The 23147-nt window shown below is 73.8% G+C and carries 19 protein-coding genes; 14 read left to right on the top strand and 5 right to left on the bottom strand.

Annotation, left to right across the window (positions count from 1 at the left end):
- Positions 1–242 precede the first annotated feature (242 nt).
- Positions 243–1133: a DMT family transporter gene (locus JXZ78_RS22590; protein ID WP_030021422.1), complete on the bottom strand. Its 891-nt coding sequence runs from the start codon at positions 1131–1133 to the stop codon at positions 243–245.
- A gap of 233 nt (positions 1134–1366) precedes the next feature.
- Between JXZ78_RS22590 and JXZ78_RS22595 the strand changes: the two genes are divergently transcribed.
- From JXZ78_RS22595 to JXZ78_RS22615, 5 genes are all read left to right on the top strand, one after another.
- The gene (locus tag JXZ78_RS22595) at positions 1367–3022 is read left to right on the top strand and encodes an FAD-binding dehydrogenase (protein ID WP_030021423.1); all 1656 of its coding nucleotides are present in this window, start codon (positions 1367–1369) and stop codon (positions 3020–3022) included.
- Positions 3023–3239: 217 nt separating this feature from the next.
- The gene (locus JXZ78_RS22600; protein ID WP_078624389.1) at positions 3240–3611 is read left to right on the top strand and encodes a peptidase inhibitor family I36 protein; all 372 of its coding nucleotides are present in this window, start codon (positions 3240–3242) and stop codon (positions 3609–3611) included.
- Positions 3612–3901: 290 nt separating this feature from the next.
- Positions 3902–4855, top strand: coding sequence for a hypothetical protein (locus tag JXZ78_RS22605; protein ID WP_030021425.1), 954 nt, complete (start codon positions 3902–3904; stop codon positions 4853–4855).
- A gap of 122 nt (positions 4856–4977) precedes the next feature.
- A complete protein-coding gene (locus JXZ78_RS22610; RefSeq protein WP_030021426.1) occupies positions 4978–6585 on the top strand; it encodes an APC family permease in 1608 nt (535 codons plus the stop codon).
- A gap of 3 nt (positions 6586–6588) precedes the next feature.
- A complete protein-coding gene (locus JXZ78_RS22615; protein ID WP_030021427.1) occupies positions 6589–8562 on the top strand; it encodes a primary-amine oxidase in 1974 nt (657 codons plus the stop codon).
- Positions 8563–8598: 36 nt separating this feature from the next.
- Here the strand turns inward: JXZ78_RS22615 and JXZ78_RS22620 are convergent, their stop codons facing one another.
- Positions 8599–9495 (bottom strand): aminoglycoside phosphotransferase family protein, encoded by an 897-nt coding sequence (locus JXZ78_RS22620; protein WP_238783300.1) that lies wholly within the window; start codon positions 9493–9495, stop codon positions 8599–8601.
- Between the two features lie 87 nt (positions 9496–9582).
- Complete coding sequence (locus tag JXZ78_RS22625) at positions 9583–9984, bottom strand: hypothetical protein (RefSeq protein WP_030021429.1); 402 nt, start codon at positions 9982–9984, stop codon at positions 9583–9585.
- 34 nt (positions 9985–10018) lie between these two features.
- Between JXZ78_RS22625 and JXZ78_RS22630 the strand changes: the two genes are divergently transcribed.
- Together JXZ78_RS22630 and JXZ78_RS22635 are read left to right on the top strand one after the other, a co-directional pair.
- Positions 10019–11398 carry a cytochrome P450 gene (locus tag JXZ78_RS22630; protein ID WP_030021430.1) on the top strand — a complete coding sequence of 460 codons (1380 nt, stop codon included), beginning with the start codon at positions 10019–10021 and terminating at the stop codon, positions 11396–11398.
- A gap of 451 nt (positions 11399–11849) precedes the next feature.
- Positions 11850–13484, top strand: a complete 1635-nt coding sequence (locus JXZ78_RS22635) for an ABC-F family ATP-binding cassette domain-containing protein (RefSeq protein WP_030021431.1) — start codon at positions 11850–11852, stop codon at positions 13482–13484.
- A 72-nt stretch (positions 13485–13556) separates the two neighbouring features.
- Here the strand turns inward: JXZ78_RS22635 and JXZ78_RS22640 are convergent, their stop codons facing one another.
- Positions 13557–14267 carry an HAD family hydrolase gene (locus JXZ78_RS22640; RefSeq protein ID WP_030021432.1) on the bottom strand — a complete coding sequence of 237 codons (711 nt, stop codon included), beginning with the start codon at positions 14265–14267 and terminating at the stop codon, positions 13557–13559.
- A gap of 173 nt (positions 14268–14440) precedes the next feature.
- On the opposite strand from JXZ78_RS22640, the gene JXZ78_RS22645 reads away from it, so the two are divergent.
- Both JXZ78_RS22645 and JXZ78_RS22650 read left to right on the top strand, forming a co-directional pair.
- Positions 14441–15013, top strand: a complete 573-nt coding sequence (locus JXZ78_RS22645) for a DUF6314 family protein (RefSeq protein ID WP_030021433.1) — start codon at positions 14441–14443, stop codon at positions 15011–15013.
- A gap of 22 nt (positions 15014–15035) precedes the next feature.
- Positions 15036–15653: a class I SAM-dependent methyltransferase gene (locus tag JXZ78_RS22650; protein ID WP_030021434.1), complete on the top strand. Its 618-nt coding sequence runs from the start codon at positions 15036–15038 to the stop codon at positions 15651–15653.
- A gap of 44 nt (positions 15654–15697) precedes the next feature.
- Here JXZ78_RS22650 and JXZ78_RS22655 read toward each other — a convergent pair whose 3' ends face one another.
- Positions 15698–17011: a DegT/DnrJ/EryC1/StrS family aminotransferase gene (locus tag JXZ78_RS22655; RefSeq protein WP_050502649.1), complete on the bottom strand. Its 1314-nt coding sequence runs from the start codon at positions 17009–17011 to the stop codon at positions 15698–15700.
- A 263-nt stretch (positions 17012–17274) separates the two neighbouring features.
- Between JXZ78_RS22655 and JXZ78_RS22660 the strand changes: the two genes are divergently transcribed.
- The 5 genes from JXZ78_RS22660 (at position 17275) to JXZ78_RS22680 (ending at position 23144) form a co-directional block, all read left to right on the top strand.
- Positions 17275–18099: a class I SAM-dependent methyltransferase gene (locus JXZ78_RS22660; protein WP_030021436.1), complete on the top strand. Its 825-nt coding sequence runs from the start codon at positions 17275–17277 to the stop codon at positions 18097–18099.
- Between the two features lie 250 nt (positions 18100–18349).
- Positions 18350–19447 (top strand): class I adenylate-forming enzyme family protein, encoded by a 1098-nt coding sequence (locus tag JXZ78_RS22665; RefSeq protein ID WP_078624391.1) that lies wholly within the window; start codon positions 18350–18352, stop codon positions 19445–19447.
- Between the two features lies 1 nt (position 19448).
- The gene (locus JXZ78_RS22670; RefSeq protein ID WP_050502650.1) at positions 19449–20993 is read left to right on the top strand and encodes an aldehyde dehydrogenase family protein; all 1545 of its coding nucleotides are present in this window, start codon (positions 19449–19451) and stop codon (positions 20991–20993) included.
- Between the two features lie 194 nt (positions 20994–21187).
- Positions 21188–22261 (top strand): DUF1611 domain-containing protein, encoded by a 1074-nt coding sequence (locus JXZ78_RS22675; RefSeq protein ID WP_050502651.1) that lies wholly within the window; start codon positions 21188–21190, stop codon positions 22259–22261.
- A 40-nt stretch (positions 22262–22301) separates the two neighbouring features.
- Entirely contained in the window at positions 22302–23144 is an 843-nt protein-coding gene (locus tag JXZ78_RS22680; RefSeq protein WP_030021440.1) for an SMP-30/gluconolactonase/LRE family protein, read from the top strand.
- Positions 23145–23147: the final 3 nt, after the last annotated feature.

A 23147-nucleotide genomic window follows, 5' to 3' on the forward strand; every position in this document is an offset into this window, starting at 1 on the left:
CGTACGGATGCGGGTGCTCAAGAAGAGGTAACGCTCCGGGCCGCGGAAGGGGAAGGGGGGCCAGGTCTTGTTTCTCCTGTTCAAGGGGTATCTCGCACAGCCGGACTGAGTGGCGAGAGCATGACAAACCGGCGTCGCGGTGGGGGAGAGACGGCCGGCTCCCGAGCCGCCGGCCGCCCTCCCTCACCTCACCCGCAACTGCCCACCTCACCCGCAACTGCCCCACCCCACCCGCAACTCCCTCACCTCACCTGCAACTCCCGCACCCGCTCCGGCCGCCCGGTCACCCCCGCCGGCATCGCCGGATGCCGCCCGATCAGGACGATGCCGCCCACGACCGCCGCCAGCCCGGCGGCCTCCCAGGCGAGCGCCCCGGCGGTCACGTTCAGCCGGTCGCCCAGGAAGCCGACCCCGCAGACGATGCCCGCCAGCGGCTGGGCCGCCGTCAGCGCGGGCAGTGACATGCGCAGCGGCGCCGTCTCGAAGGCGCTCTGCACCAGCACCAGCGCGACGATGCCCAGTACGAGCACCGTGTACGGCTCCCAGCCGCTGAGCAGCGCCGCCCAGCCGCCGCGCCCGAACCGCTCGCCGCTGATCCGGGTCAGGGCGTCCTGGAGCCCGTACAGCAGCCCGGCCGCCACCCCCAGCAGCGCCGCCTCCCGGCTCATCCGTACGCGCTTGGCGCAGCCCGCCAGCAGCAGCGCGAGGCCGAGGACGGCACCCATGACCAGCCAGTGCCGCGCCGGGTCGGCGACGCCGCGGCCGCCGTGCGGCTCACCGGCCACGATGAACGCCGTCACCCCGCCCGCCAGCAGCCACAGGCCGCTCCAGCCCTGCCGGCCGAGCCGCTGCCGGGTGAGGTACCGGGACAGGGCCATCGCGAAGAGCAGGTTGGTGGCGAGCAGCGGTTCGACGAGGGTGACCTCTCCCATGCCGAGCGCCGTCGCACCCAGCGCCATGCCGGCGGCCATGCACCCGAGGCCGGCCAGCCAGCGCGGCATCCGGGCCAGGTCGAGGAGCAGGCGCAGGGAGAGGAAGTCCTGCATCGGCGCGTGCTGGGCCGCACGCTGCTGGAGCACGAATCCGACGCCCAGACAGCCGGCAGCGCTCACGGCCAGCAGGAACACCGTCACGTCAGGCACCTCAAGTCGGCTGGGGAGGTGGGGACTCGACCGACCCTGGCGGCCCGTGCGGCCGCCCGTCGCCCGCCTGCCGCCCGCCCTCCGGCACCGGGCACGCTCGGGTACCCCGCCCGAGTGGTGCCGGAACCCGCGGTTGACGCACGGTCCGCCCGCGCTGAGGATCGGTAGCCACGATGGCGGCCGGGCCCTCCGGCGCGCCGCGGTGCGGAGAAAGACTGGCGGTCATGGCCTACGACGCTGATGTGATCGTGATCGGAGCGGGTCTGGCGGGCCTCGCGGCCACCGCCGAGCTCGCCGAGGCGGGACGCAAGGTGATCCTCCTGGACCAGGAGCCCGCCAGCGGCCTCGGCGGTCAGGCGCACTGGTCCTTCGGCGGCCTCTTCCTCGTCGGCTCGCCCGAGCAGCGGCGGCTGCGCATCCGCGACAGCCACGAGCTGGCCTGGCAGGACTGGCTCGGCGCGGCCGGCTTCGACCGCCCCGAGGACCACTGGCCGCGCAAGTGGGCCGAGGCGTACGTCGACTTCGCGGCGGGGGAGAAGCGGCCCTGGCTGCACCGGCAGGGCGTACGGTTCTTCCCGGTCGTCGGCTGGGCCGAGCGCGGCGGCTACGAGGCCACCGGGCACGGCAACTCCGTACCGCGCTTCCACATCACCTGGGGCACCGGGCCCGGCCTGGTCGAACCCTTCGAACGGCGGGTGCGGGCCGGTGTCGCGCGCGGCCTGGTGGAGCTGCGCTTCCGGCACCGCGTCACCGGTCTGGCGCGCAGCGCGGGCGCGGTCGACACCGTCAGCGGCGAGATCCTGGAGCCGTCGGACGCCGAGCGCGGCACGCCCAGCAGCCGCGAGGTGGCCGGCGCCTTCGAACTGCGCGCCCAGGCCGTGATCGTCACCTCGGGCGGCATCGGCGGCAACCACGACCTGGTGCGCGCCAACTGGCCCGCCCGCCTCGGCACACCGCCGGAGCACCTGCTGTCCGGGGTGCCCGCCCATGTGGACGGCCTGATGCTGGGCGTCACCGAGGCGGCCGGCGGCCGGATCGTCAACCGGGACCGCATGTGGCACTACACCGAGGGCATCGACAACTGGAACCCCGTCTGGCCCCGGCACGGCATCCGCATCCTGTCCGGCCCGTCACCGCTGTGGCTGGACGCGCACGGCAAGCGGCTGCCGGTGCCGCTCTTCCCCGGCTTCGACACGCTCGGCACCCTCGCCCACATCATGCGGACCGGCCACGCCCACACCTGGTTCGTCCTCACTCAGAAGATCATCGAGAAGGAGTTCACCCTCTCCGGCTCCGAACAGAACCCGGACCTGACCGGGCGCAGCGTCCGGGACGTGCTGAAGCGGCCGCTGCCCGGCGCCCCCGGCCCGGTGCAGGCGTTCATGGACCGGGGCACGGACTTCGTCGTCGAGCGCTCCCTCGGTGATCTCGTACGGCGGATGAACCAGCTCACCGACAAACCGCTGCTCGACGAGGCCGCGCTGCGCCGCGAGATCGTCGCGCGCGACCGCGAGATCGCCCACACCTTCACCAAGGACCTTCAGGTCACCGCCATGCGCGGAGCACGCAAGTACCTGGGGGACCGGCTGATCCGTACCGCGTCCCCGCACCGGCTGCTCGACCCGAAGGCCGGCCCGCTGATCGCCGTACGGCTGAGCATCCTCACCCGCAAGACGCTCGGCGGCCTGGAGACCGACCTGTCCTCACGGGTGCTGACCGAGGGCGGCGAACCCCTGCCGGGCGTGTACGCGGCGGGGGAGGCGGCGGGCTTCGGCGGCGGTGGCGTGCACGGCTACCGGTCGCTGGAGGGCACCTTCCTGGGCGGCTGCATCTTCTCGGGACGCACGGCGGGACGGGCGGCGGCGAAGGCGGTGGGCTGAGCACCGGAAGCCGGAAGCCGGAAGCCGGAAGCCGGAAGCCGGAAGCCGGAAGCCGGAAGCCGGAAGCCGGAAGCCGGAAGCCGGGTGGCGGAGTGCCGGGACCCGGGACCCGGGTGTCGGGAACGGGTTCAGCTCACGTCGATCTCGTACCGCACGGCGTATTCCCAGTCACTGAATCCCGGCTTGTTCGACGGCGCGCATCATGAAGTGATTTGTCATGTCCACAAAGGGGCTGGCCATCGCGGCGGCCGCAGGTATTCTGGTGGCCGCGGCGCCGCAAACGGTATTGGCCGCCACTCCTTACGCATGTGCTGATGAATTCGTCTGCCTGTTCCAGGACCATGGCGGTGTGGGCGCCAAGCTGGAAGTCCACGACGCCATTTCCGACCTTCGCAACACTTCGGGTTGGAACGACAAGGCCCGGAGTGTGTTCAACAATTCCTCGGACGACTGGTGCCTGTACCGCGACGAGAATTACAAGGGTGAGTTCCGGACCGTCGGCCCTGGTTCCGGCACGAACCTCACGAATGAGTTCGACAGGTCGGTGAGCTCGCTCCGTCCGGAGCCGGACGGTGGATGCACGGTCTGACGGTCGGCCCTTGGCCGCCGTTCCGCCGGGCCCCGGTCCGGCGGAACGGCGGTGCTCTCCCGGCGCGGCGGCCCTCCGGGGGCCGTCGCGCCCCCGCGCTTGTTGACAAGTGTGTTGACTGGCAAGGGAGTTGGCTTTTCGGTCAATCTCCGAACCGCCTTGACGCGCAGCCGCACCGGCCGGTTTGCTGTGCGTGACCTGTTGGTGTCGATCAGTGCACCGATTCTGCACACACGCGCCCGGGATGCGGCGCGTCCGGAGGTGAAGCGCGTAGTGGAGTGTTCCTGCCCGTGACCCCTCCGCCTCCTCTGCCGCTCGGCCGGTCCCGCCGCAAGGACGCGCCGGTCCTCGACCCGGCCCTGGACGACGTCCAACTCGCCGCCTCCGTCGACGCCCTGGCGCACGGACGCTGGATCCGGGTACGGACGCTGCTGGCCGACACCGGTACGGACTGGGACCTGCGGGGCCACCGGCTCGTGGTGCTCGCCGAAGGCGCGGCCAGTGCCGCCTGGGCCGGTGACTGGCGGCTGGCCGAACCGGACAGCGCCGATGCCGCCGCCCTGCTGGCCTGCGCCCTCGTCTTTCAGGCACTGCGCGGCCGGGGCGACCGGGACGCCGCGCGCGAGGCCTGCCGGCTCGCCGCGGCCATGGCGCCCCGCGACCCGACCCCGTGGCTCGGCCTGCTGCTCCTCGCCCGCCGCACCGGCACCCCCGACGAACGCGAGCACGCCTTCGACCAGGTGCGGGCCCGGCACCCGGACCACCACCACGCCCACCACCTGATGGCCGCCTGCCTGGCCGAGCAGCAGCAGAACGGCGTCGACGACCCGCTGCACCAGGTCTACGACTTCGCGTACTGGGCCGCCGAACAGGCCCCCGCCGACTCACCGCTGGCGATCCTGCCCGTCGTCGCCCACGCGGAGCGCTACCGTGCCCTGGCCGCCGCCGGTCTCGAACCGGCGGACCCGGCCGCCTCCGGTCACTGGTCCACCCGCCGCGCCCGTCAGGTCATGAAGGCGGCCTTCGACTGGTGGCTGGAGTGGGAGGGCGAGGACCACCCGCGCCGCAAGGTGGACCTCAACTTCCTCGCGCACGCCAAGTACCACGAGGGGAGGATGGCGGAGGCCGCCGCGCTCTTCCACCGCATCGGCCCGCACGTCACCGCCGCTCCCTGGTCCTACCCCGACCGGGACGCCCGCAAGGCCTTCAAGGCGGCCCGCGCCACAGCCTTCCGCACCGCCTGACCCGGGCGCCCGCACCACGTGCACAGCACGACCGGTACGACGTACGCAGCACCACCCGCACCACGCACCACGCACGACGCGCACCCCGCCTCCGCGTTCCACGGAAAGGACACCTCCGCGCCATGCTGACGAGCAGTACGGGTAACAAGAGCCATCGGGGACGCACAAGACGCACGGGCCGTAGCGGAGATCCGGGCGGCCCCGGGGAGATCAGCACCTTCAAGGGCCAGGAACGGGCCCTGCGCGCCGGCCGCATCGGCACCGCGGGACTGCTGCTGTCCGTGCTGGCCGCCAGCGCGCCCCTGATGGTGGTGGCCGGCGTCATGGTCACCACGTACCAGGTCATGGGCATCGTCGGGCAGCCGCTGCTGTTCGTCATCCTGGGCGTGGTGATGGCGCTGTTCAGCGTCGGGTACGCGGAGATGAGCCGGCACGTGCACAACGCCGGCGCCTTCTACGCGTACATCGCGCGCGGCCTCGGCGGCACGGCGGGCGCCGGAGCCTCCTTCGTCGCGCTCGCCGCGTACAGCGCCCTGCAGTTCGGCATCTACGGCATCTTCGGCTTCGAGGTGACCGGGCTGCTCGACAAGCATCTCGGCGCCACCGTCGCCTGGTGGGTGCCCGCGCTGCTCGGCGTCGCCCTGATCGGTGTCCTCGGCGCACTGAAGATCGACCTGAACGCCAAGGTGCTGGGCGTCCTGCTCGCGGTCGAGGTCGTCCTGATCACCGTCTTCGACCTCGCCTTCGCCGCCGAACCGGGGCCGCAGGGCCTGTCGCTGCACGCCTTCGACCCGGCCACGCTCGGCGGCGCGGGCCTGGGCACCGCGCTGTGCTTCGCCGTCGCCGCGTTCGTCGGCTTCGAACAGGCCCCCGTCTACGCCGAGGAGACCAGCCGGCCGCAGACGGTCGTGGCGCGGGTGATGTTCCTCGCCGTCGGCTTCGTCGCGGTCTTCTTCGCGCTCAGCTCCTGGCTGATCGGTGTCGCCACCGGCCCGGACCACGTCGTCGCCACCGCGGGCAAGGAGGGACCCGGCCTGATCTTCGCCCTCACCGGCCCACGGCTCGGCGGCACGTTCACCGACATCCTGCACCTCTTCTTCGTGACCGGCATCTTCGCCTCGATGCTCAGCTTCCACAACGTGGTGGCCCGCTACGCCTTCGCGATGGGCCGCGAAGGCCTGCTGCCCGCCGCGCTCGGCCGTACCGCCAGGTCCAGCGGCGCCCCGGCGCTCGGCTCGCTGCTCCAGTCCGTCATCTCGCTGCTCGTCGTGGGCGCCTTCGCGCTCACCGACCGCACCCCGGACGGCGACCCCACCACCCCCGTACTGAAGCTGTTCACCTGGGGCGGCAACGTGGGCGCGCTCGGCGTGATCGTGCTGATGGCCACCGCGTCCGTCGCCGTCATCGCGTTCTTCGTACGGCGCGGGGCGGGCCGGGCGCAGGCCGGGCGGCTGCTGGCCGCCGGGCTGGCCGCGCTGGCGCTGCTGACCGTACTGGTCTACGCGGTCAAGGACTTCGGTGTCCTGGTCAGCGCGGCGGAGGGCTCGGCGCTGTCCTGGGTGCTGCCCGGCGTCATCGGGCTGGTGGCGGTGCTCGGGCTGGGGTACGGGCGCGTGCTGCGCGCGCGGCGCCCGCAGGTGCACGCCCGTATCGGTCTGGGCAACGAGGCGTTCCAACTGGAGAAGGCGGCGAGCACGCCGTCCCCGTCGTCCCCGCGTGAGGAGAGCTGACCGATGGCACACAGCACGCCGGAACCGCAGCCGCCCGCCCCCGCCCCGCAGTCCCCCGCCCCGCACCCCCTCGACCCGCTCACCGCCGACGAGATCACCGCGGCCCGCGACGTCCTGCACGGCGCGGGCCTGGTGGGGGACACCACCCGGTTCCCGCTCGTCCTGCCGGACGAGCCGGACCGGCACACCGTCGCCGCCCACCGCCCCGGCGACCCGGTCGTCCGGCGGCTGCGCGTGACCCTCCTGGACACCGCGACCGGCGCCGCGGCCGAAGCGGTCGTGGACGTCAGCGCCCGTGTCCTGCTCGCCCACCGCCCGCTGGACCCGGCGGTGGACGGCCGGCCGCCCGTGCTCTTCGAGGAGTACGAACGCTGCGACGCGATCGTCAAGGCCGACCCGGGCTGGCGCGAGGCCATGGCCGAGCGCGGCATCACCGACACCTCGCTCGCCGTCTGCGCGCCGCTGGCCGCCGGCAACTTCGGCCGGGCCGAGGAGACCGGGCGCCGGATGCTGCGCTCGCTGACGTTCCTGCGGTGCGAGACGGCCGACAACCCCTTCGCGCACCCCGTGGGCGGCCTGGTCGCCGACGTGGACCTGACCGAGCGGCGGGTGGTCCGGCTGATCGACACCGGAGCGGTGCCGGTGCCCGCCGCGTGCGGGCGCTACGAGGCCGAGTTCAACGGCCCCGCGCGCACCGACCTGAAGCCCTTGGAGATCAGCCAGCCCGACGGCCCCTCCTTCACCCTGGACGGGCACCGCCTGAGCTGGCAGAACTGGTCACTGCGGCTGGACTTCAACTCCCGCGAGGGTCTGGTCCTGCACGAGCTGTCCTACCGTGACGGCGACCGCGTACGGCCCGTACTGCACCGCGCCTCGCTCGCCGAGATGGCCGTCCCGTACGCCGACCCCGGCGCGGACCGCAACTGGATCTGCTATCTGGACGTCGGCGAGTACACCCTCGGCCGCAACGCCAACGCGCTCCGGCTGGGCTGCGACTGCCTCGGCGAGATCCGGTACGTGGACGCCGTCCTCCCCGACGACCACGGGCTGCCGCAGACGCTGTCCAACGCCGTCTGCATCCACGAGGAGGACCACGGCCTCCTGTGGAAGCACACCAACATGTTCAGCGGGTTCACCGCCGAGAGCCGCCGCTCCCGCCGCCTGGTCGTCTCCTGCATCGCCACGCTCGGCAACTACGACTACGGCTTCTACTGGTACCTGTACCAGGACGGCGGCATCGAGTTCGAGGTCAAGTCCACCGGCCTGGTGCAGACCTCGGCGTCCGAGCCGGGCGCCGTCTCCCCGTACGCCACCGAGGTCGCCCCCGGCCTCCAGGCCCCGTACCACCAGCACCTGTTCTGCGCCCGGCTGGACCCGGCGGTGGACGGCCACGCCAACACGGTGGAGGAGGTCGACATCGTCCGGGTCCCCATGGGTCCCGACAACCCCAACGGCAACGCCTTCACCGTCCGCGCCACCCCCGTCACCGACTCCGGGGAAGCGGGCCGGCTGGCCGACCCGGCCGTCGGACGCCGCTGGCGGATCACCAACCCGGCCGCCCGCAACCGGACCGGACAGCCGGTCGCGTACACCCTGACCCCGCAGCCGTCCGGTCCGCCGCTCCTCGCGCAGCCCGGCTCCGCGGTCGCCGCACGGGTCGCCTACGCCGCCAAGCACCTGTGGATCACCCGGAGCGCGGCCGGCCGCCGCTACCCGGACGGTGACTACCCCAACCAGCACCCCGGGGGCGCCGGCGTCCCCGAGTGGTCACGCCCCGGCGAGTCCCTGGAGAACACCGCCCTGACCCTCTGGCACTGCTTCGGGCCGACACATCTGCCGCGCCTGGAGGACTGGCCGGTGATGCCGGTCGACCGCTGCGGCTTCACCCTCCGGCCGACCGGGTTCTTCGACCGGAACCCGACGCTCGACCTGCCACGGGAGAGCGGCGGCGGGCACTGTCACGCTCAGGGGAGGTGAGCGGTCCGCCAGGCGGAGCGGGCCGGTGCCGGGCCTTCAGGCTCCCTCCGGCCCGTCGAGCGGCGTCGGCTCCCACGCCCGCCGCAACTGCGCGCGCAGCAACGGCAGCGGACTGTCGTCGATGCCGCGAAGCCGGTCGGAGAGGAGCGTCAGCGTGTCGCAGCGGGCCAGTTGCAGCGCGCGGGCGCACCCGCCGCGGTCGAATCCGGCGGCCTCCGCGATCCGTACGGCGGCCACCGCGCCGACCGAGATCGCCAGGCCCGCGACGTCCTCGGCGGGATCGCCGGTCACCGCGTCCGTCCAGTCCAGCACGCCGCTGATCCGGCCGTCCTCGGCGACGAGCAGGTGCTCTCCCTTGAGGTCGTTGTGCACCAGCGTGCCGGGAGCGGTGGCGCTCTCCGCCCCCGGTACGCGCAGCCTCGGCAGCCGGCCGGCCGCGAACTCGCCGCGCGCGGCGGCGGCCTCCGCGGCGGCCGTGGCGCGGCGCAGCAGCCCCGGCATGTTGCGCGGCGCCTCCGGCGGCACGCCCAGCGCCTCGGCGGACGCCACCGGCACCTCCGCGAGCAGGACGAGCAGCCGCGCCAGCTCGGCCTCGCCCGCCGCCGTCACCGGGCGCAGTTCGGCGGAGACCCCGCCCAGGCGGGTGTCCAGGGTGAAGGCGCGGCCGCGCGCCCACTCACCGCTCGCCACACTGACCGGCACCGGCACACCGATCCGCTCCCCGATCAGCTCGCGCACCGCGACCTCCCGGCGCAGCCGCTCCGAGCCGCCCCGGTCCAGCGCGCAGCGGGCCACATGGTCCGGCCCCACCCACCAGGACGCGTGGTCGCCGCCCTCGCCGACGGGCCGGACATCGGCCGCGGTCGCGCCGGGAACGACGTCCTGGGCCAGCCCGGCCACCTCTGCCGCCTCCGGCCAACGTTCATCCGTCATGATCGCCATCATGCCGCAGCGGGCCGCCGGGGCGTGGCGGATGTCCGCCCGACGCCCCCGCGAGCCGTACCCCGCCTCGTACCCCCGTCAGTCCTCCAGCGCCTCCCGCACCCGGCGCGACACGGTGAACGTGTACAGGTCCAGCACCCCGGGCGGCTCCGCGACGCCGGGGCCGCCGGCCTTGATCCAGGCGGCGACGTCGTCCAGCGCCCCGTCGTCGTTGACCAGGCCCAGCCACACCGGGCGTCCGCCCGCGGCCCGGCCCGCGCGCGACGGCTGGACCACGACGACGTTGGCCTGGTCGCACACGTCCAGGCAGTCCGAGGCGCGGACCTCGGCCGCGCCCGCCAGCGCGGCCCGCAGCCGGGGTATCTGCGCCGCGTGGTCCACGCCCGGGACCTTGCGCGGATCACCGCAGCAGCAGCCGCGGCAGACGGTGACGCGGCACGGGGTCTCGGCGGGCGCGCGGCCGGAACGCTTATTGATCATTCGGCCCATGCTACGCGGGGTAGGTATCGCCCCCATGACCTCCACGACGCACGCCGCCCCGCTCATACCGGGCCCCAAGGGAGTCCCGTTCCTGGGCTCGATGTTCGACCTGCGGCGGTCCACCCTCGACACGTTCACGCGCGCCCGGCGCGACCACGGCGACATCGTCCGTTTCGTGGCCGGACCGCCCGGCCTGCGCAGCGTCTTCCACGCGGTCTTCTCGCCCGAGGGCAGCCAGCGGGTCCTGGCGTCCGAGGCCGCGAACTTCCGCAAGGACCACCCGTTCTACGAAGAGGTCCGGCAGTCCTTCGGCAACGGCCTGCTGACCAGTCAGGACGCCGACTACCTGCGCCAACGCCGCATCGTGCAGCCGCTGTTCACCAAGCGCCGGGTGGACGGGTACGCGGGAGCCGTGGCGTCCGAGGCGCAGGCCGTCGCCGACCGCTGGCGCAGCGCGCCCGGCGGCGCCGTCGACCTGGTGGGCGAGATGAACCGGCTCGCGCTGCGCACCGTCTCCCGCATCCTGTTCGGTACGGACGTGGAGGCCGCGGTCGCCACCGTGCACCGCTGCTTCCCGGTGATCAACAAGTATGTGGTGCGGCGCGGCTTCGCGCCCCGCAACCTGCCGCGCCACTGGCCCACCCCCGCCAACCGGAAGGCCGCCGCCGCGACGGCCGAGCTGAACGCGGTCTGCGACCGGATCGCCGCCGGCCGGCGGGCCGCCGGGGCGCCCGGGGACGGCGCGGGCGCGGACCTTCTCTCGCTCCTCACCCGCGCGGGCACCGCGGAGGACGGCGGCCTGGACGCCACCGAGATTCGCGAGCAGGTCCTGGTCTTCCTGCTGGCCGGGCACGAGACGACCGCGACCTCGCTGGCCTTCACCCTCCACCTGCTCGCCCGGCACCCCGCGGAACAGGCCCTCGTACGGGAGGAGATCGACGCCGTACTGGCGGGGCGCGACCCGGAGGCCGCCGACCTGGACCGGCTGCCGCGGCTGACCATGGCCCTCAAGGAGGCGATGCGGCTGTATCCGGCGGCGCCGGTGGTCAGCCGGCGCGGTGTCGCGGCCACCGAGATCGACGGGTACCGCATCCCGGACGGCGCCGACGTGATCGTCTCGCCCTGGGTGACCCACCGGCACCCGGATCTGTGGGAGGACCCGGAACGCTTCGATCCGCTGCGCTTCACACCCGAGCGCGAGGCGGCGCGCCACCGCTACGCGTGGTTCCCCTTCGGCGGCGGCCCGCGGGCCTGCATCGGACAGCACTTCTCGATGCTGGAGTCCGTGCTGGCGGCGGCGGTCCTGCTGCGGTCGTACGAGCTGACGGCGGTGGACCGGGACGTGCCGCTCACCGCGGGGATCACCTTGCAGGCGACCGGCCCGGCGCGGGTGCGACTGCGCGCGCTGGGGTGACGGGCGGGGGAGGGGCGACCGTACGGGCCGCGGCGGGGGCGGACGTCCGGTCCGGGCCAGGAAGGCACGTACGTACGGCCGGGAAGGGCGTGGGCCGGGCACGCGCGGCGGTGTGAGCGCGCCGCGCCGCCGGACGCGACGAAAATCGCGTTGCCGTCCCGGCGGCGCCCCTCGTACCGTTCTTCCCGTTCCCCTCCCCATTGCCGCCGACAGGAGAAGGCCGTTGCTCGTCTGAGGTCCTGAGACACCGCGCCCACGGCGCGAGGTGCGACAGCGCGCGCAGAGCGCGCCGGCACCCGCCGTGCGCCCCTGTCCGCGACCTCGGCGATCCGTGTCACCGGCCCGCCCTCTCCGCCCCGGCGCACCGCTCGGTGCCCCCGGCTCTCGTGGACCTTCCCGTGGTGTCTCCCGCGCCGTCCCCGTACCTTCGCCGCGCACCGAGGAGACCCGTATGACCACCTCTTCCCCCTCGTCCGCCACTCCGGCCACCGCCGCCTCCGTCGTCTGCTCCGGCCTCGGCTTCGCCTGGCCCGACGGCACCCCCGTCCTGGAGGACTTCCACCTGACCGTCGGTCCCGGACGCACCGGCCTGATCGGCCTGAACGGGTCCGGCAAGTCCACCCTGCTGGAGCTCTTCGCCGGCCGGCTCCAGCCGTCCGGAGGTTTCGTGAAGGTGGCCGGCGAGGTCGGCTACCTGCCGCAGAACGCCGCCCTGGACACCGGACTGCGGGTGGACGCGGCCCTCGGCATCGCCGGGACCCGCGCCGCCCTGCACGCCATCGAGAACGGGGACGCCGACGAGGCCCACTTCACCGCCGTGGGCGACGACTGGGACGTGGAAGAGCGCGCCCGCGCCACCCTCGACCAGCTCGGCCTGCACTCCGTCGACCTCGATCGCACCATCGGCGAGGTGTCCGGCGGCGAATCGGTCCTGCTGCGGCTGGCCGCACTGCTGCTGCGCCGCCCCGACGTCCTGCTGCTGGACGAACCGACCAACAACCTCGACCTGGCCGCCCGCCAGAGGCTGTACGCCGCGGTGGCGGGGTGGCCCGGCGTCATGATCGTGGTCAGCCACGACCGGGAACTGCTCGGCCTCGTGGACCGCATCGCCGATCTGCGCGGCGGCGAAGTCCACTGGTACGGCGGCAACTTCAGCGCGTACGAGGACGCCCTCGCCGTCGAGCAGGAGGCGGCCGAACGCATGCTGCGCGTCGCCGGGGCCGACGTGGCCCGGCAGAAGCGTGAACTGGCCGACGCGCACGTCAAGCTGGCCCGCCGGGCCCGATATGCCAACAAGATGTACGCCCAGAAGCGCGAACCGAAGATCATCATGAACCAGCGCAAGGCCGCGGCCCAGGTCTCGGCCGGCAAGCACCGCATCATGCACACCGGGAAACTCGAGGAGGCCAGGGAGAGACTGGACGAGGCCGCCGAAGCGGTACGGGACGACGACATGATCCGCGTCGACCTGCCGCACACCGAAGTGCCGCCGGGACGCGCCGTACTGACCCTGCGGGGCCTGCGCGCCCGCTACGGCGCGCACGCCGACATCGAGCTGCGCGGACCGGAACGGGTGGCGCTCACCGGCCGCAACGGCTCCGGCAAGACCACACTGCTGCGGACCCTGGCGGGCGAGATCCCGCCCGAGGAGGGCGAGGCGGAGATCCACGTACCGCACCGCTTCCTGCCGCAGCGGCTGGACATCCTCGACGACGGGCTGACCGTCGCCGAGAACGTCGCCCGGTTCGCCCCCGACGTCACCGCCAACCGGGTACGGGCCCGCCTGGCGCGCTTCCTGTTCAAGGGCGCCCGCGCCGACCAGCGGGCCGGCACGCTCTCCGGCGGTGAACGCTTCCGCGCGGCCCTCGCCGCCCTGATGCTGGCGGAGCCCGCGCCCCAGCTGCTGATGCTCGACGAGCCGACGAACAACCTGGACATGGCCTCGGTACGCCGGCTCGTCACGGCGCTGGAGTCGTACCGGGGCGCCCTGATCGTGGTCAGCCACGACCTGGCGTTCCTCCGCGAGATCGGCATCACCCGCTGGCTCGCCCTGGACGGCGAACTGAAGGACACCGACCCGATGTGAGACGCCACGGGCGGCGCGCGGCACCACCGTCGCGCGCCGCCCGTGCCCGTACGCCCTTCCCCGGCGCGCCGCTCAGAAGTGCCGCAGCAGCTCGGTGAACGTCTCCAGGTGGAGCACCTGTTCGTCGGACGGGTCGAGTACGCCGTGCTCCAGCACCCAGGTGTGGTCGTTCGGGATGAACACCGCGTTCAGACCCGCCTGCCGGGCCGGCAGGATGTCCGACTTGGGGGAGTTGCCGATCATCCAGGTGTCCGCCGGCGTCAGCACGCACGTCCGGACCAGCTCCTCGTACGTGCCGGTGTTCTTCTCCGGCACGATGTGCACCCCGCGGAAGTGGTGCTCCAGCCGGGACGCCGTCACCTTCGCGCGCTGCTCCTCCGCGTCCCCCTTCGTCAGCATCAGTAGCTCGTGCCGCCCGGCCAGCTCCGCCAGGGTCTCGGCCACCCCGGGGATCAGCTCCACCTCGTCCGCCTCGAACGCCCGCGCCCAGCCCGCGATCCGCGCCAGCTCCGCCTCACTGGCGTCCCGCAGCCGTACCCGCCGCACACATTCGCCGAGGCTGCGCAGGAACACCTTGCTGCCGTAACCGTGCACCACGGCGTTGGCGGCCTCGATCTCGTCCAGCAGGGCCCGTACGCCGTCCCGGCCCAGCTCCGGGTGGTCCAGCCAGGTCAGGAACTCCTCGATGACCCGCTCGAAGATCACGTTGTTCTGCCACAACGTGTCGTCGGCGTCGAAGACCAGCACCTGCCGCGCCCGGCGCGTCCCGGGCCCGCCGTCCACTGCGCTCACACCGTCTCCTCGTTCGTACATGTCGCCGCCGTCCAGGCCGGAAGGCACCCCCGGCCCCGCGGCACCCTACTGACCGGGTACGCGCGGACGCACCGCAATTCCGCGCGGCCCGGAACGCCCGGCCCGGCCGACGGGCGTGTGCCCTCGCCGGGGACAATGGCCGTATGCCCACAGAGCCCGACGCCCCGACCGTACCCGGCGGCCCGTACGGGGCCCCCGACGCCGCGGAGTACCTGGCCGGCTGGTGGACGGTCGACCGTACGGTGCTGGACGTCCGTACCGGTACGCAGGGGACCTTCCGCGGCACGGCGCACTTCCGGCCGGAAGGCGCGGAGGGCACGGAGGGCACGGAAGACCCGGAGGCCGCGGAAGGCCCGGAGAGCACGGAAGACCCGGACGGCTCCGAGGGCGGGAGCGCGCCCGGTGTACTGCTGCACGTGGAAGAGGGCGAGCTGACCTGGAACGGCACCACCGTCCCGGCCACCCGCACCCTGCGCCTGTGCCCGCGCCCGGACGGCACCGCCGACGTCACGTTCGCCGACGGGCGGCCCTTCCACGACCTCGACCTGCGCACCGGCCACTGGACCACCCGCCACCCCTGCGCCGCCGACCTGTACGACGGCGAGTTCACCGTCGTCTCGCCGGGGGAGTGGCACCTGCGCTGGCGGGTGGGCGGCCCGGCCAAGACGCAGGTGCTGTGCTCGGTGTACCGGAAAAACGTTCACCCGCTGCCGTGACGGTGGCCTACCGTCCGTCCCTGTGACCGAGGCTCCCAAAGACCTGGTCCGGCGCGGCTACGACGCCGTCTCGTACGCCTACCGTGCCGACGACGCCGGGGACGACACGTACGCCCCCTGGATCGCCGCCCTGCTCGACCGCCTGCCCGGCCGGGCCGACGTGCTCGACCTCGGGTGCGGGTGCGGCATCCCCGTCGCGCGGTCCCTGAGCGCCGCAGGTCATGCCGTGACCGGTGTGGACCTGAGCGAGGTGCAGGTCCGGCGGGCCCGGGACCTCGTGCCGCAGGCCACTTTCCACCGCGCCGACGCCGTCGGCCTCGACCTCCCCGACGCCTCCTTCGACGCCGTCGTCTGCCTCTACATGCTCATCCACCTGCCGCTCGACGAGCAACCGCCCCTGCTCTCCCGTATCGCCGGCTGGCTGCGGCCCAACGGCACCCTGCTCGCCGTCGCCGGTCACGGGGCCTGGACGGGCACCGAGGAGAACTGGCTCGGGGCCGGAGCCAGCAAGTGGTGGAGCCATCCCGGCGCGGACACCTACCGGGAGTGGATCACCGCGGCCGGGCTCACCGTGGACGGCGAGGCGTTCGTGCCGGAAGGCGCCGGGGGCCATGCGCTGTTCTGGGCGCGGCGCCCGTAGGGCCGGACAAGGCGAAGCCCCCGGGCATCGGTTTGGAGCGCTGCTTAGCGACGCCCCGCGTCCCCGCTGCCCTCACGGCCCGGCGCGGTCTCCCTGCTCTGCGGATCTAGCGCGGCCACCATCCGGTCCAGCGCGCGCTCCGGCATACCGGGCCGCAGCGGCAGGCACACGGCCTGGCGCACGAGGTGCGCCGCGGTCCGCGCGCCCTGCTGGTGGCCGGGCGGTGCCGGTACCGCGCCCAGCGAGGTCGGCCGTGCCGCGTCGAAGCCGGCGGACCGCAGGCGGGCGGTCGTCACAGCGGGGTCCGGGGTGGGCACGGCACACAGCCAGTACGTGTGGACGGGCGCGCCCGCGCCGTACACCAGCGACGGATCGGGCAGCCGCGCCACCAGCCGTCGTGCCGTCGCCGCCCGCAGGGCCACCGCCCGCGCCGTGTCCGTGGTGCGCAGCCGCCGGTCCAGCAGGGCCAGCAACGCGGCGCCCGGCCGATGCCGGATCGCGGGCATGAGATCCGTACCGGCGAAGGCGCCCACGGTGTCCTGGAGACCGCTCGTGTGGTCGCGGTCCAGCGCTCCGGCGGCAGCCACCACCCCGGTGTAGACCGGCCGCGTCGTGAGCAGCGCCAGCAGGGCGTACTTGGCGACCCGGCGGGCCTGCGCGTCCTGTCGCTGCACCGGCCATTCCCGGTGCAGCGCGCGCATGACCGCCAGCAGACCGGGATCGCGGACCACCGCGACCGCGCCGCCCAGCGCGGTCGCGGTCTTGATCGGGCCGAAGCTGAACAGGGACACGTCCGCGCCCGGATCGCCCCGGAAGTCCGGGCCGCTGTACGCCTGGGCGCAGTCCTCGACCAGCAGCCAGCCGCGCCGCGCGGCCAACTCCGCGAGAGGCCCCAGCGGCGCCTGCGTACCGAGGAGATGAGCGACGACGACGGCCCTCGTCCGAGGGGTGGCGGCGGCCTCCCATTGCCCGGTGCCGGGCAGCAGGGTGCTCGCGTCCAGGTCCACCGGAACCGGCACCAGGCCGTGCTCCGCCACGATCCGCCACATGTCGGGAATCGTGACGGCGGACATCAGCACCTCGCTGCCACGGGGCAGCGCGGCGGCACGCAGCGCCAGGTCCAGGGCGCTGCGCACGGACAGCGTCGCCAGGCACCGGGTGCCGCCACCTCCGGCCCCCTGCGGGCTCCCTCCCGTACCGCCGCCTCCGGCCTCGCGCGCGCTCCCGCCCGTACCGCCGTCCCCGAACCGCCGCTCCACGGTGGCCGCCCACCGCTCGGCGTCCCCGTCCCGCCCGCAGGCCGCCATCCCGTACGCGAGATCCGGCCAGCCGATGTCGAAGTCCTTCGGTGGGTACACCCCGCACCACCTCCTCCTCACCGGGGGAGACGCAGGACGCCGCCGCGCACCTGACCGGCCGGGGTCGCGGGGCCCGCTGCCGGGCATCCGGCCGCGCGCCGCCGGGTAGGGACGCCGTCGTGACTACTCAGGACAGCACACCTCATCGGACGAACGCGCCTCACCAGGACACCGCACCTGACCAGGACTGCGCCCCTCCTCAGGACACCGCATCTCCTCAGCACAGCGCCCCTCCCCAGCACAGTGCCCCCACGACCGACGCCATGCTGCGGGCCAACCGGGAGAACTGGGACGCCCGTACCCCGGTGCACGTGGCCAGCGACTTCTACGGACTGGACGGTTCACGGACCGCCGACGACTGGTTCGCTCCCTTCGAATGGGACGACCTCGGACCTCTGGCGGGCCGGGACGTCCTGCACCTCCAGTGCCACCTCGGCACCGAGACGCAGGCGTTCGCCGAACGGGGCGCGGCGCACACCGTCGGCCTGGACTTCTCCGGCGCCGCGCTGGCCCAGGCGCGCCGCCTGGCGGCCCGCGGCGGACAGGACATCGAGTTCGTCCAGGCCGATGTGCACCAGGCCGCCGAAGCGCTGGGCGGCCGCCGCTTCGACGTCGTCTACACGGGCAAGGGCGCGCTCTGTTACCTGCCCGACCTGTCCCGCTGGGCCCAGGTGGTCGCCGGGCTGCTGCGGCCGGGCGGCATGCTGTACGTGGTCGAGTTCCACCCGCTGCTCAACTCCCTGGGCCCCGCTCCCGACCCCGGCCAGGACCCCGAGGACACGCGGCTGCTGCTGGCCCACGACTACCTGGAGGGCCGGGGCGTGCACCGCAGCGACACGCCGCACACGTACACCGACGGACCACCGGTGGAGGGCGCGACGACCAGCTACGAGTGGCGGCACGGCCTCGGTGAGACCGTCAACGCGCTCGTCGGCGCGGGGCTGACCGTCGACCGGCTGCGGGAGACGGACCTGCTGCCCTGGAAGCGCTTCGCGACGATGGAGCAGGCGGACAACGGATGGTGGCGACTGCCCCCGCAGGAACCGCGCGTTCCGCTGCTGTTCGCGCTGCGGGCCGTCCGGTCCTGAGGCGTACGGCGGACCATCCGGAACCCGCGGACCGGGGCCGAGCAGGCCCCATCACCACCCCGACCAGCAGCGGGGAAACGGTTTTGGCCAGCCCCCGTCCGCTTCAAGCCGGAATGCCCGGGGCCGCATTGCACGGAAAAACATCCCATGATCCGGTGGATCCACCGGACGGGCCCGGCCCGGGGACACTCCCCGCACGCCGGGGCCGTCCCGCGCCCGAAGGCACCCAGCCAGCAGAGAGGTGAACCAGATGCGCGACGTGGATGCCGTACTCGGCACGCCCTGGCACGAACTGCCCTCCGCCGACGCCGTCGTGGCCGCGGCCATGGAATGGCACTTCGACCCGGCCACCGGCTCCCGGTTCTGGGTGGAGCGCGCCGCGTCACTGCCCTTCGACCCGCGCAAGGACATCACCACCCTCGCCGACCTGAACCGCTTCCCCGACGTCAGCGCCGAGTGGCGGGACGTACCGGTCGAGGACCTGGTGCCCGCGGGACTGCGCGGCCTGGGCAGGCTGCCCGCCGTCTGGGAGAGCGGCGGCACCACCGGCGCCCCCAAGCGGATCGTCGACCTCGGCCAGTGGGAACGCAACACCCGCTGGTGGTCCGAGGTCCTCGACCAGCACGGCTTCCCCTCCGGCGACGGCAACCTGCTCTTCCTCGGCCCCACCGGCCCGCACGTCGTCGCCGACGCGCTGCGCGGCCTCGCCCGGCTGCGCGGCGCGGTGTTCTTCCCGGTCGATCTCGACCCGCGCTGGGTACGGCGCTGCCTCCAGGACGGCCAGAGCGACATCGCCCGGCACTACGTCGACCACATCCTCGACCAGGCCGAATGGGTGCTCACCTCCCAGAACGTCTCCCTGCTGTACGCGACCCCGCCCCTCCTGGAGGCCATCGCCGAACGCCCGCGCCTCGCCGGGCTGGTCCGCGACAAGGTGCGCGGCATCATGTGGGGCAGCACCTCCATCGATCCCGAGACCCTGCGGCTGCTGTCCGGCGAGGTCTTCCCCGACGCGGCCGTCAGCGGCCTGTACGGGAACACGATGATGGGCGCGGCACCCCAGCGGCCGGCCGCGCCCGGCGACACCGAACCCTGCGTTTTCCAGAGCTTCCACCCGTACGTGCACCTGTCCCTGCTCGACCCGGACGACCTGTCCCGCGAGGTGGCGTACGGCGAGCGCGGGCGGGTGTGCATGCGCCAGCTGAGCCCGGAGGTGCTGCTGCCGCACGTGCTCGAACGGGACACCGCGGTCCGCGTCGCGCCGGTGCCGGGCTTCGGGGGCGACGGGGTGGCCGACGTCCAGCCGTTCACCGACGGCGGCAAGAAGATCATCGAAGGGGTGTACTGACGTGGCAGGCCGTCCGGAACCGGAAACGGACGCCGGGACCGCCACAGGTGCTGCGACCCCCGGCACCGGCCACGCCGTCGCGACCCCCGGCACCGGCACCTCCGCCGAGGACATCACCGTCGAACGGCCCTCGGGCCCGTACCGCTCCGCCACCCGCACCGCCTTCACCGACGCCACCGGCAGCCCGGCGGGCGAACTGTCGCTCGCGCCGCCGCTGCTGATCCGCCAGGTGATCAACGAGATGCGCGCCGCGCCGGAACAGCCCACCGCCGAACGCCTCGCGGCCCTCGCCAGGGCGGGCGAGCTGTTCGCCACCGCCACCCTGGAGGGGGAGACCCCCGACGCGTACTGCCGCCGCCAGGCCCTGGTCTCCGGGCTGCCCGTCTCCGTCGCCCGCCGCACCCTCGACCGGGTGGCGCGGACCGGCCGCGCCGCGGCGGACACCCTGGCCGCGCAGCGCCCCACGGGCGCCGTGCCCCTCGACGAGCTGTCCGCCGGCGCCACGACGGCGGTCTGGGCACGCAAGGGCGACGTCCTCGGTGTGCTGGCGCCCGGCAATCACCCCGCCACCCACCTGGAGTGGCTGGGCGCCCTCGCCCTCGGCCACCGCGTCGCCGTCCGCCCCTCCCAGCGTGACCCGTTCACCCCGCGGCGGCTGGTCCGCGCGCTGCGCGAGGCCGGGCTGGCACCGGCGTACACGGCGCTGCTGCCGACCACCCACGAGCACGCGGAGGCCCTGGTCGAACAGGCCGACCTCGGGCTGGTCTACGGCGGTGACGGCGTCGTCGCCCGCTACGCCGACAGTCGGCGGGTCCTCGCGCAGGGGCCCGGCCGCTCCAAGGTCCTGATCACTCGGGACGTGCCCTGGCGGGACCACCTGGACACCGTCGCCGATGCGGTGGCCGCCGACGCCGGGGTGCAGTGCCTCAACGCCAGCGCCGTCCTGTGCGAGGACGACCCGCAGGGCCTCGCGCGGGCGCTGGCCGACCGGCTCGGACGCCTCCCGCTGCTGCCGCCGGACCATCCTGGTGCGGTGCTGCCCGTACGGCCGCTGGACGAGGCCCGGCGCCTCGCGGAGCAGCTGCACGACACGGTCGGTACGCAGCTGGCGGCCGCCCCGGACACGGACCCGGCTGAACGGTTCTTCGCCGACCTGGGCGACGGCAGTGCCGTACTCCGGCCGGTCGTCGTCGCCCTCGACAGCCCGCGCGACCCGCATTTCGGCGCCGAACTGCCCTTCCCTTACGTGGCCGTGGCACCCTGGCAACCGGACCTGCGCCCGTCCGCGTTCGGCCGGACCCTGTCCCTCACGGTGCTGAGCGAGGACGCCGCCCTGGTACGTGAGTGCGTCGCGAGCCCGCGGATCCGCAACGTCCACCTGGGCGACGTCCCCACCCACTGGACCCGCCCCGGGCTGCCGCACGACGGTTCGCTCGCCGAGTTCCTGATGGAGTCGAAGACGTTCGCCGCAGAGCCCGCCGAACCCGCAGAATTCTCACAGTCCGCCGAACCCGGAACGGCGGCCGTCCGGAACCCGGCCGGATGACCGCCGGTCACCGCCGCCCGGCGGTACGGACCAACCCCCGCCGTACCGCTCCCGGGGGAATCCGGCCGGCGAAACGCCCGGGACCGCGCACCGGGCACAGGGCCCCGGACACCGGACGCCGGGCCGTGTGCGGGCCCGTGCGGGGGCCGTCTCCCGCGTTCCACGGAAAAGGTCCGGTGAGTAGGGTTCCGCTCATGGTCCTCTCCGGATTTCCGCGGCTTCCGCTCCGCGCCGTGCTCTTCGCCGACGGCGTCTTCGCCCGTCTCGAAGGCAAGACCGCCCAAGGGGTGCTGCGGCACAGCACCGTCCTCGACACCGTGGCGGTCGTCGACCGCCTGCATCCGTCCGGCAGCACGGCGTCCGTGGTGCCCGGAACCGACGTCCCGGTCGTCGCCTCACTGGAGGAGGCCCTGCCGTACGGGCCGGAGGCGCTGGTCGTGACCGTGACCGAATCCGACCACGTGGAGGTCGTGGACGGCGAGGTACGGCACGCGCCGCGGCCGCCGGGCGACCTCCCGGCGTTCTGGTGGGAGCAGATCGCCACCGCCGTACGCAACGGCCTGCACGTCATCTCCTGCCTCCACCTCCAGCTGCGCCACTCCGAGTTCGCCGGCAAGACCGCGAACGGCCAGCAACTGGTCGACGTCCGGCGCCCGCACGACGAACTGCCGAAGTACTCGGGCCGGCTGCGGCGCTCCCGCGCCCGGCTCGTCCACGTGGCGGGCAGCGACTGCGCGGTGGGCAAACGGACCGTCGCCCTGCAACTGCACCGGGAAGCACGGGCCCGCGGCATCGCCTCCGGGTACGTCGGCACCGGCCAGACCTGCCTGCTGGCCGGCTGCACGGAGGGCGCGATCATCGACCGTACCCCCGTCTTCCAGGCGGCCGGACTCGTCGAACACCTGGTGCTGCGGGCCGACCCCCGGCACGACCTGCTGTTCATCAAGGGCCAGGCGTCCGTGCGGCACCCCGCCTTCGGCGGCCTGGCCACCGCGATCCTCCAGGGCTCGCAGCCCGACGCCGTCGTCTTCGTGCACGACCCGCGCCGCACCCACCGCTACCACTGGGAGCACCTCCCGGTGGGGGAGCCGCGCAGCGAGATCCGTACGGTGGAGGAGCTGGGCGGCGCCCCCGTCGTCGCCGTCGCCACCCGGGGCCGGGACAGCGTGGCGAGCCTGCGCACGCTGGGGCTGCCGGTCGTCGACGTCCTGGACGGGGACGGCACCGCCGCACTGATGGACGCGCTCGGCCCCGTACTCTCCCTGTGACCCCTGACCCGCCTTCCCTGTGACGAGGAGACCGTGCACCGTGAGTGTTGAAGTGGCCCTGGCCGTACGGGCGCACTTTGCCGAATGCCCCGCCTGGGACGCCGCCGACGGCACCCTGCTGTGGGTCGACATGAACGAGGGCGGGGTGCACCGCTACCGCCCCTCCGACGGCAGCGACACGGTCACCGTCGTCGACCAGCCGGTGGCGGCGGCGCTGCCCCGGGCGGGCGGCGGCCTGGTGCTGAGCCTGCGCGACGGCGTCGCGGTGACCGGACCGGACGGGACCCGCCGGTGGCTCACCGCATGGGCGGAGGAGGGCGTGCGCGGCAACGACGCGGGCATCGACGGCCGGGGCCGTCTGTGGGTGGGCACCATCGCCGGCGAGACCTCCCCGGGCTGGCTGGCGCGCGTCGACGCCGACGGCACCGCGCACACCGCGGCGACCGGCATACAGCTGAGCAACGGCATCACCTGGAGCCCCGACGCGACCCGGATGTACTACGTGGACACCCGCACCCGCCGGATCGACGTCTTCGACTACGACCTCGACACCGGCAAGGCGGCCAACCGCCGCCCGCTCACCGCCGTCACGGACACCGACGGCCTCCCGGACGGCATGTGCACCGACACCGCGGGCGGCATCTGGGTGTCCCTTTTCCGCGGCGGCGCGATCCGCCGCTACACCCCGGACGGGCGGCTGGACCGTGAGATCACCCTGCCCGCCTCGCTGACCACCTCGTGCGGCTTCGGCGGCCCGGACCTGACCGACCTCTACGTCACCTCGGCGCGCCGCGACCTCGGGGACGTCGAGCCGGAGGCCGGGAACCTCTTCGTCGTACCCGGCGTGGCCCAGGGGCTGGAAGGTGTGCCGTTCGCCGGGTGACCC

The sequence above is a fragment of the Streptomyces monomycini genome (genome assembly GCF_022271435.1).
Classification (GTDB): domain Bacteria; phylum Actinomycetota; class Actinomycetes; order Streptomycetales; family Streptomycetaceae; genus Streptomyces; species Streptomyces monomycini.

Coding starts and splice junctions, on each gene's coding strand:
- JXZ78_RS22660 (WP_030021436.1), top strand. CDS start 17,275: ATGCTGCGGGCCAACCGGGAGAACTGGGACGCCCGTACCCCGGTGCAC.
- JXZ78_RS22645 (WP_030021433.1), top strand. CDS start 14,441: ATGCCCACAGAGCCCGACGCCCCGACCGTACCCGGCGGCCCGTACGGG.
- JXZ78_RS22665 (WP_078624391.1), top strand. CDS start 18,350: ATGCGCGACGTGGATGCCGTACTCGGCACGCCCTGGCACGAACTGCCC.
- JXZ78_RS22610 (WP_030021426.1), top strand. CDS start 4,978: ATGCTGACGAGCAGTACGGGTAACAAGAGCCATCGGGGACGCACAAGA.
- JXZ78_RS22600 (WP_078624389.1), top strand. CDS start 3,240: ATGTCCACAAAGGGGCTGGCCATCGCGGCGGCCGCAGGTATTCTGGTG.
- JXZ78_RS22595 (WP_030021423.1), top strand. CDS start 1,367: ATGGCCTACGACGCTGATGTGATCGTGATCGGAGCGGGTCTGGCGGGC.
- JXZ78_RS22675 (WP_050502651.1), top strand. CDS start 21,188: ATGGTCCTCTCCGGATTTCCGCGGCTTCCGCTCCGCGCCGTGCTCTTC.
- JXZ78_RS22630 (WP_030021430.1), top strand. CDS start 10,019: ATGACCTCCACGACGCACGCCGCCCCGCTCATACCGGGCCCCAAGGGA.
- JXZ78_RS22615 (WP_030021427.1), top strand. CDS start 6,589: ATGGCACACAGCACGCCGGAACCGCAGCCGCCCGCCCCCGCCCCGCAG.
- JXZ78_RS22635 (WP_030021431.1), top strand. CDS start 11,850: ATGACCACCTCTTCCCCCTCGTCCGCCACTCCGGCCACCGCCGCCTCC.
- JXZ78_RS22625 (WP_030021429.1), bottom strand. CDS start 9,984: ATGATCAATAAGCGTTCCGGCCGCGCGCCCGCCGAGACCCCGTGCCGC.
- JXZ78_RS22620 (WP_238783300.1), bottom strand. CDS start 9,495: ATGACGGATGAACGTTGGCCGGAGGCGGCAGAGGTGGCCGGGCTGGCC.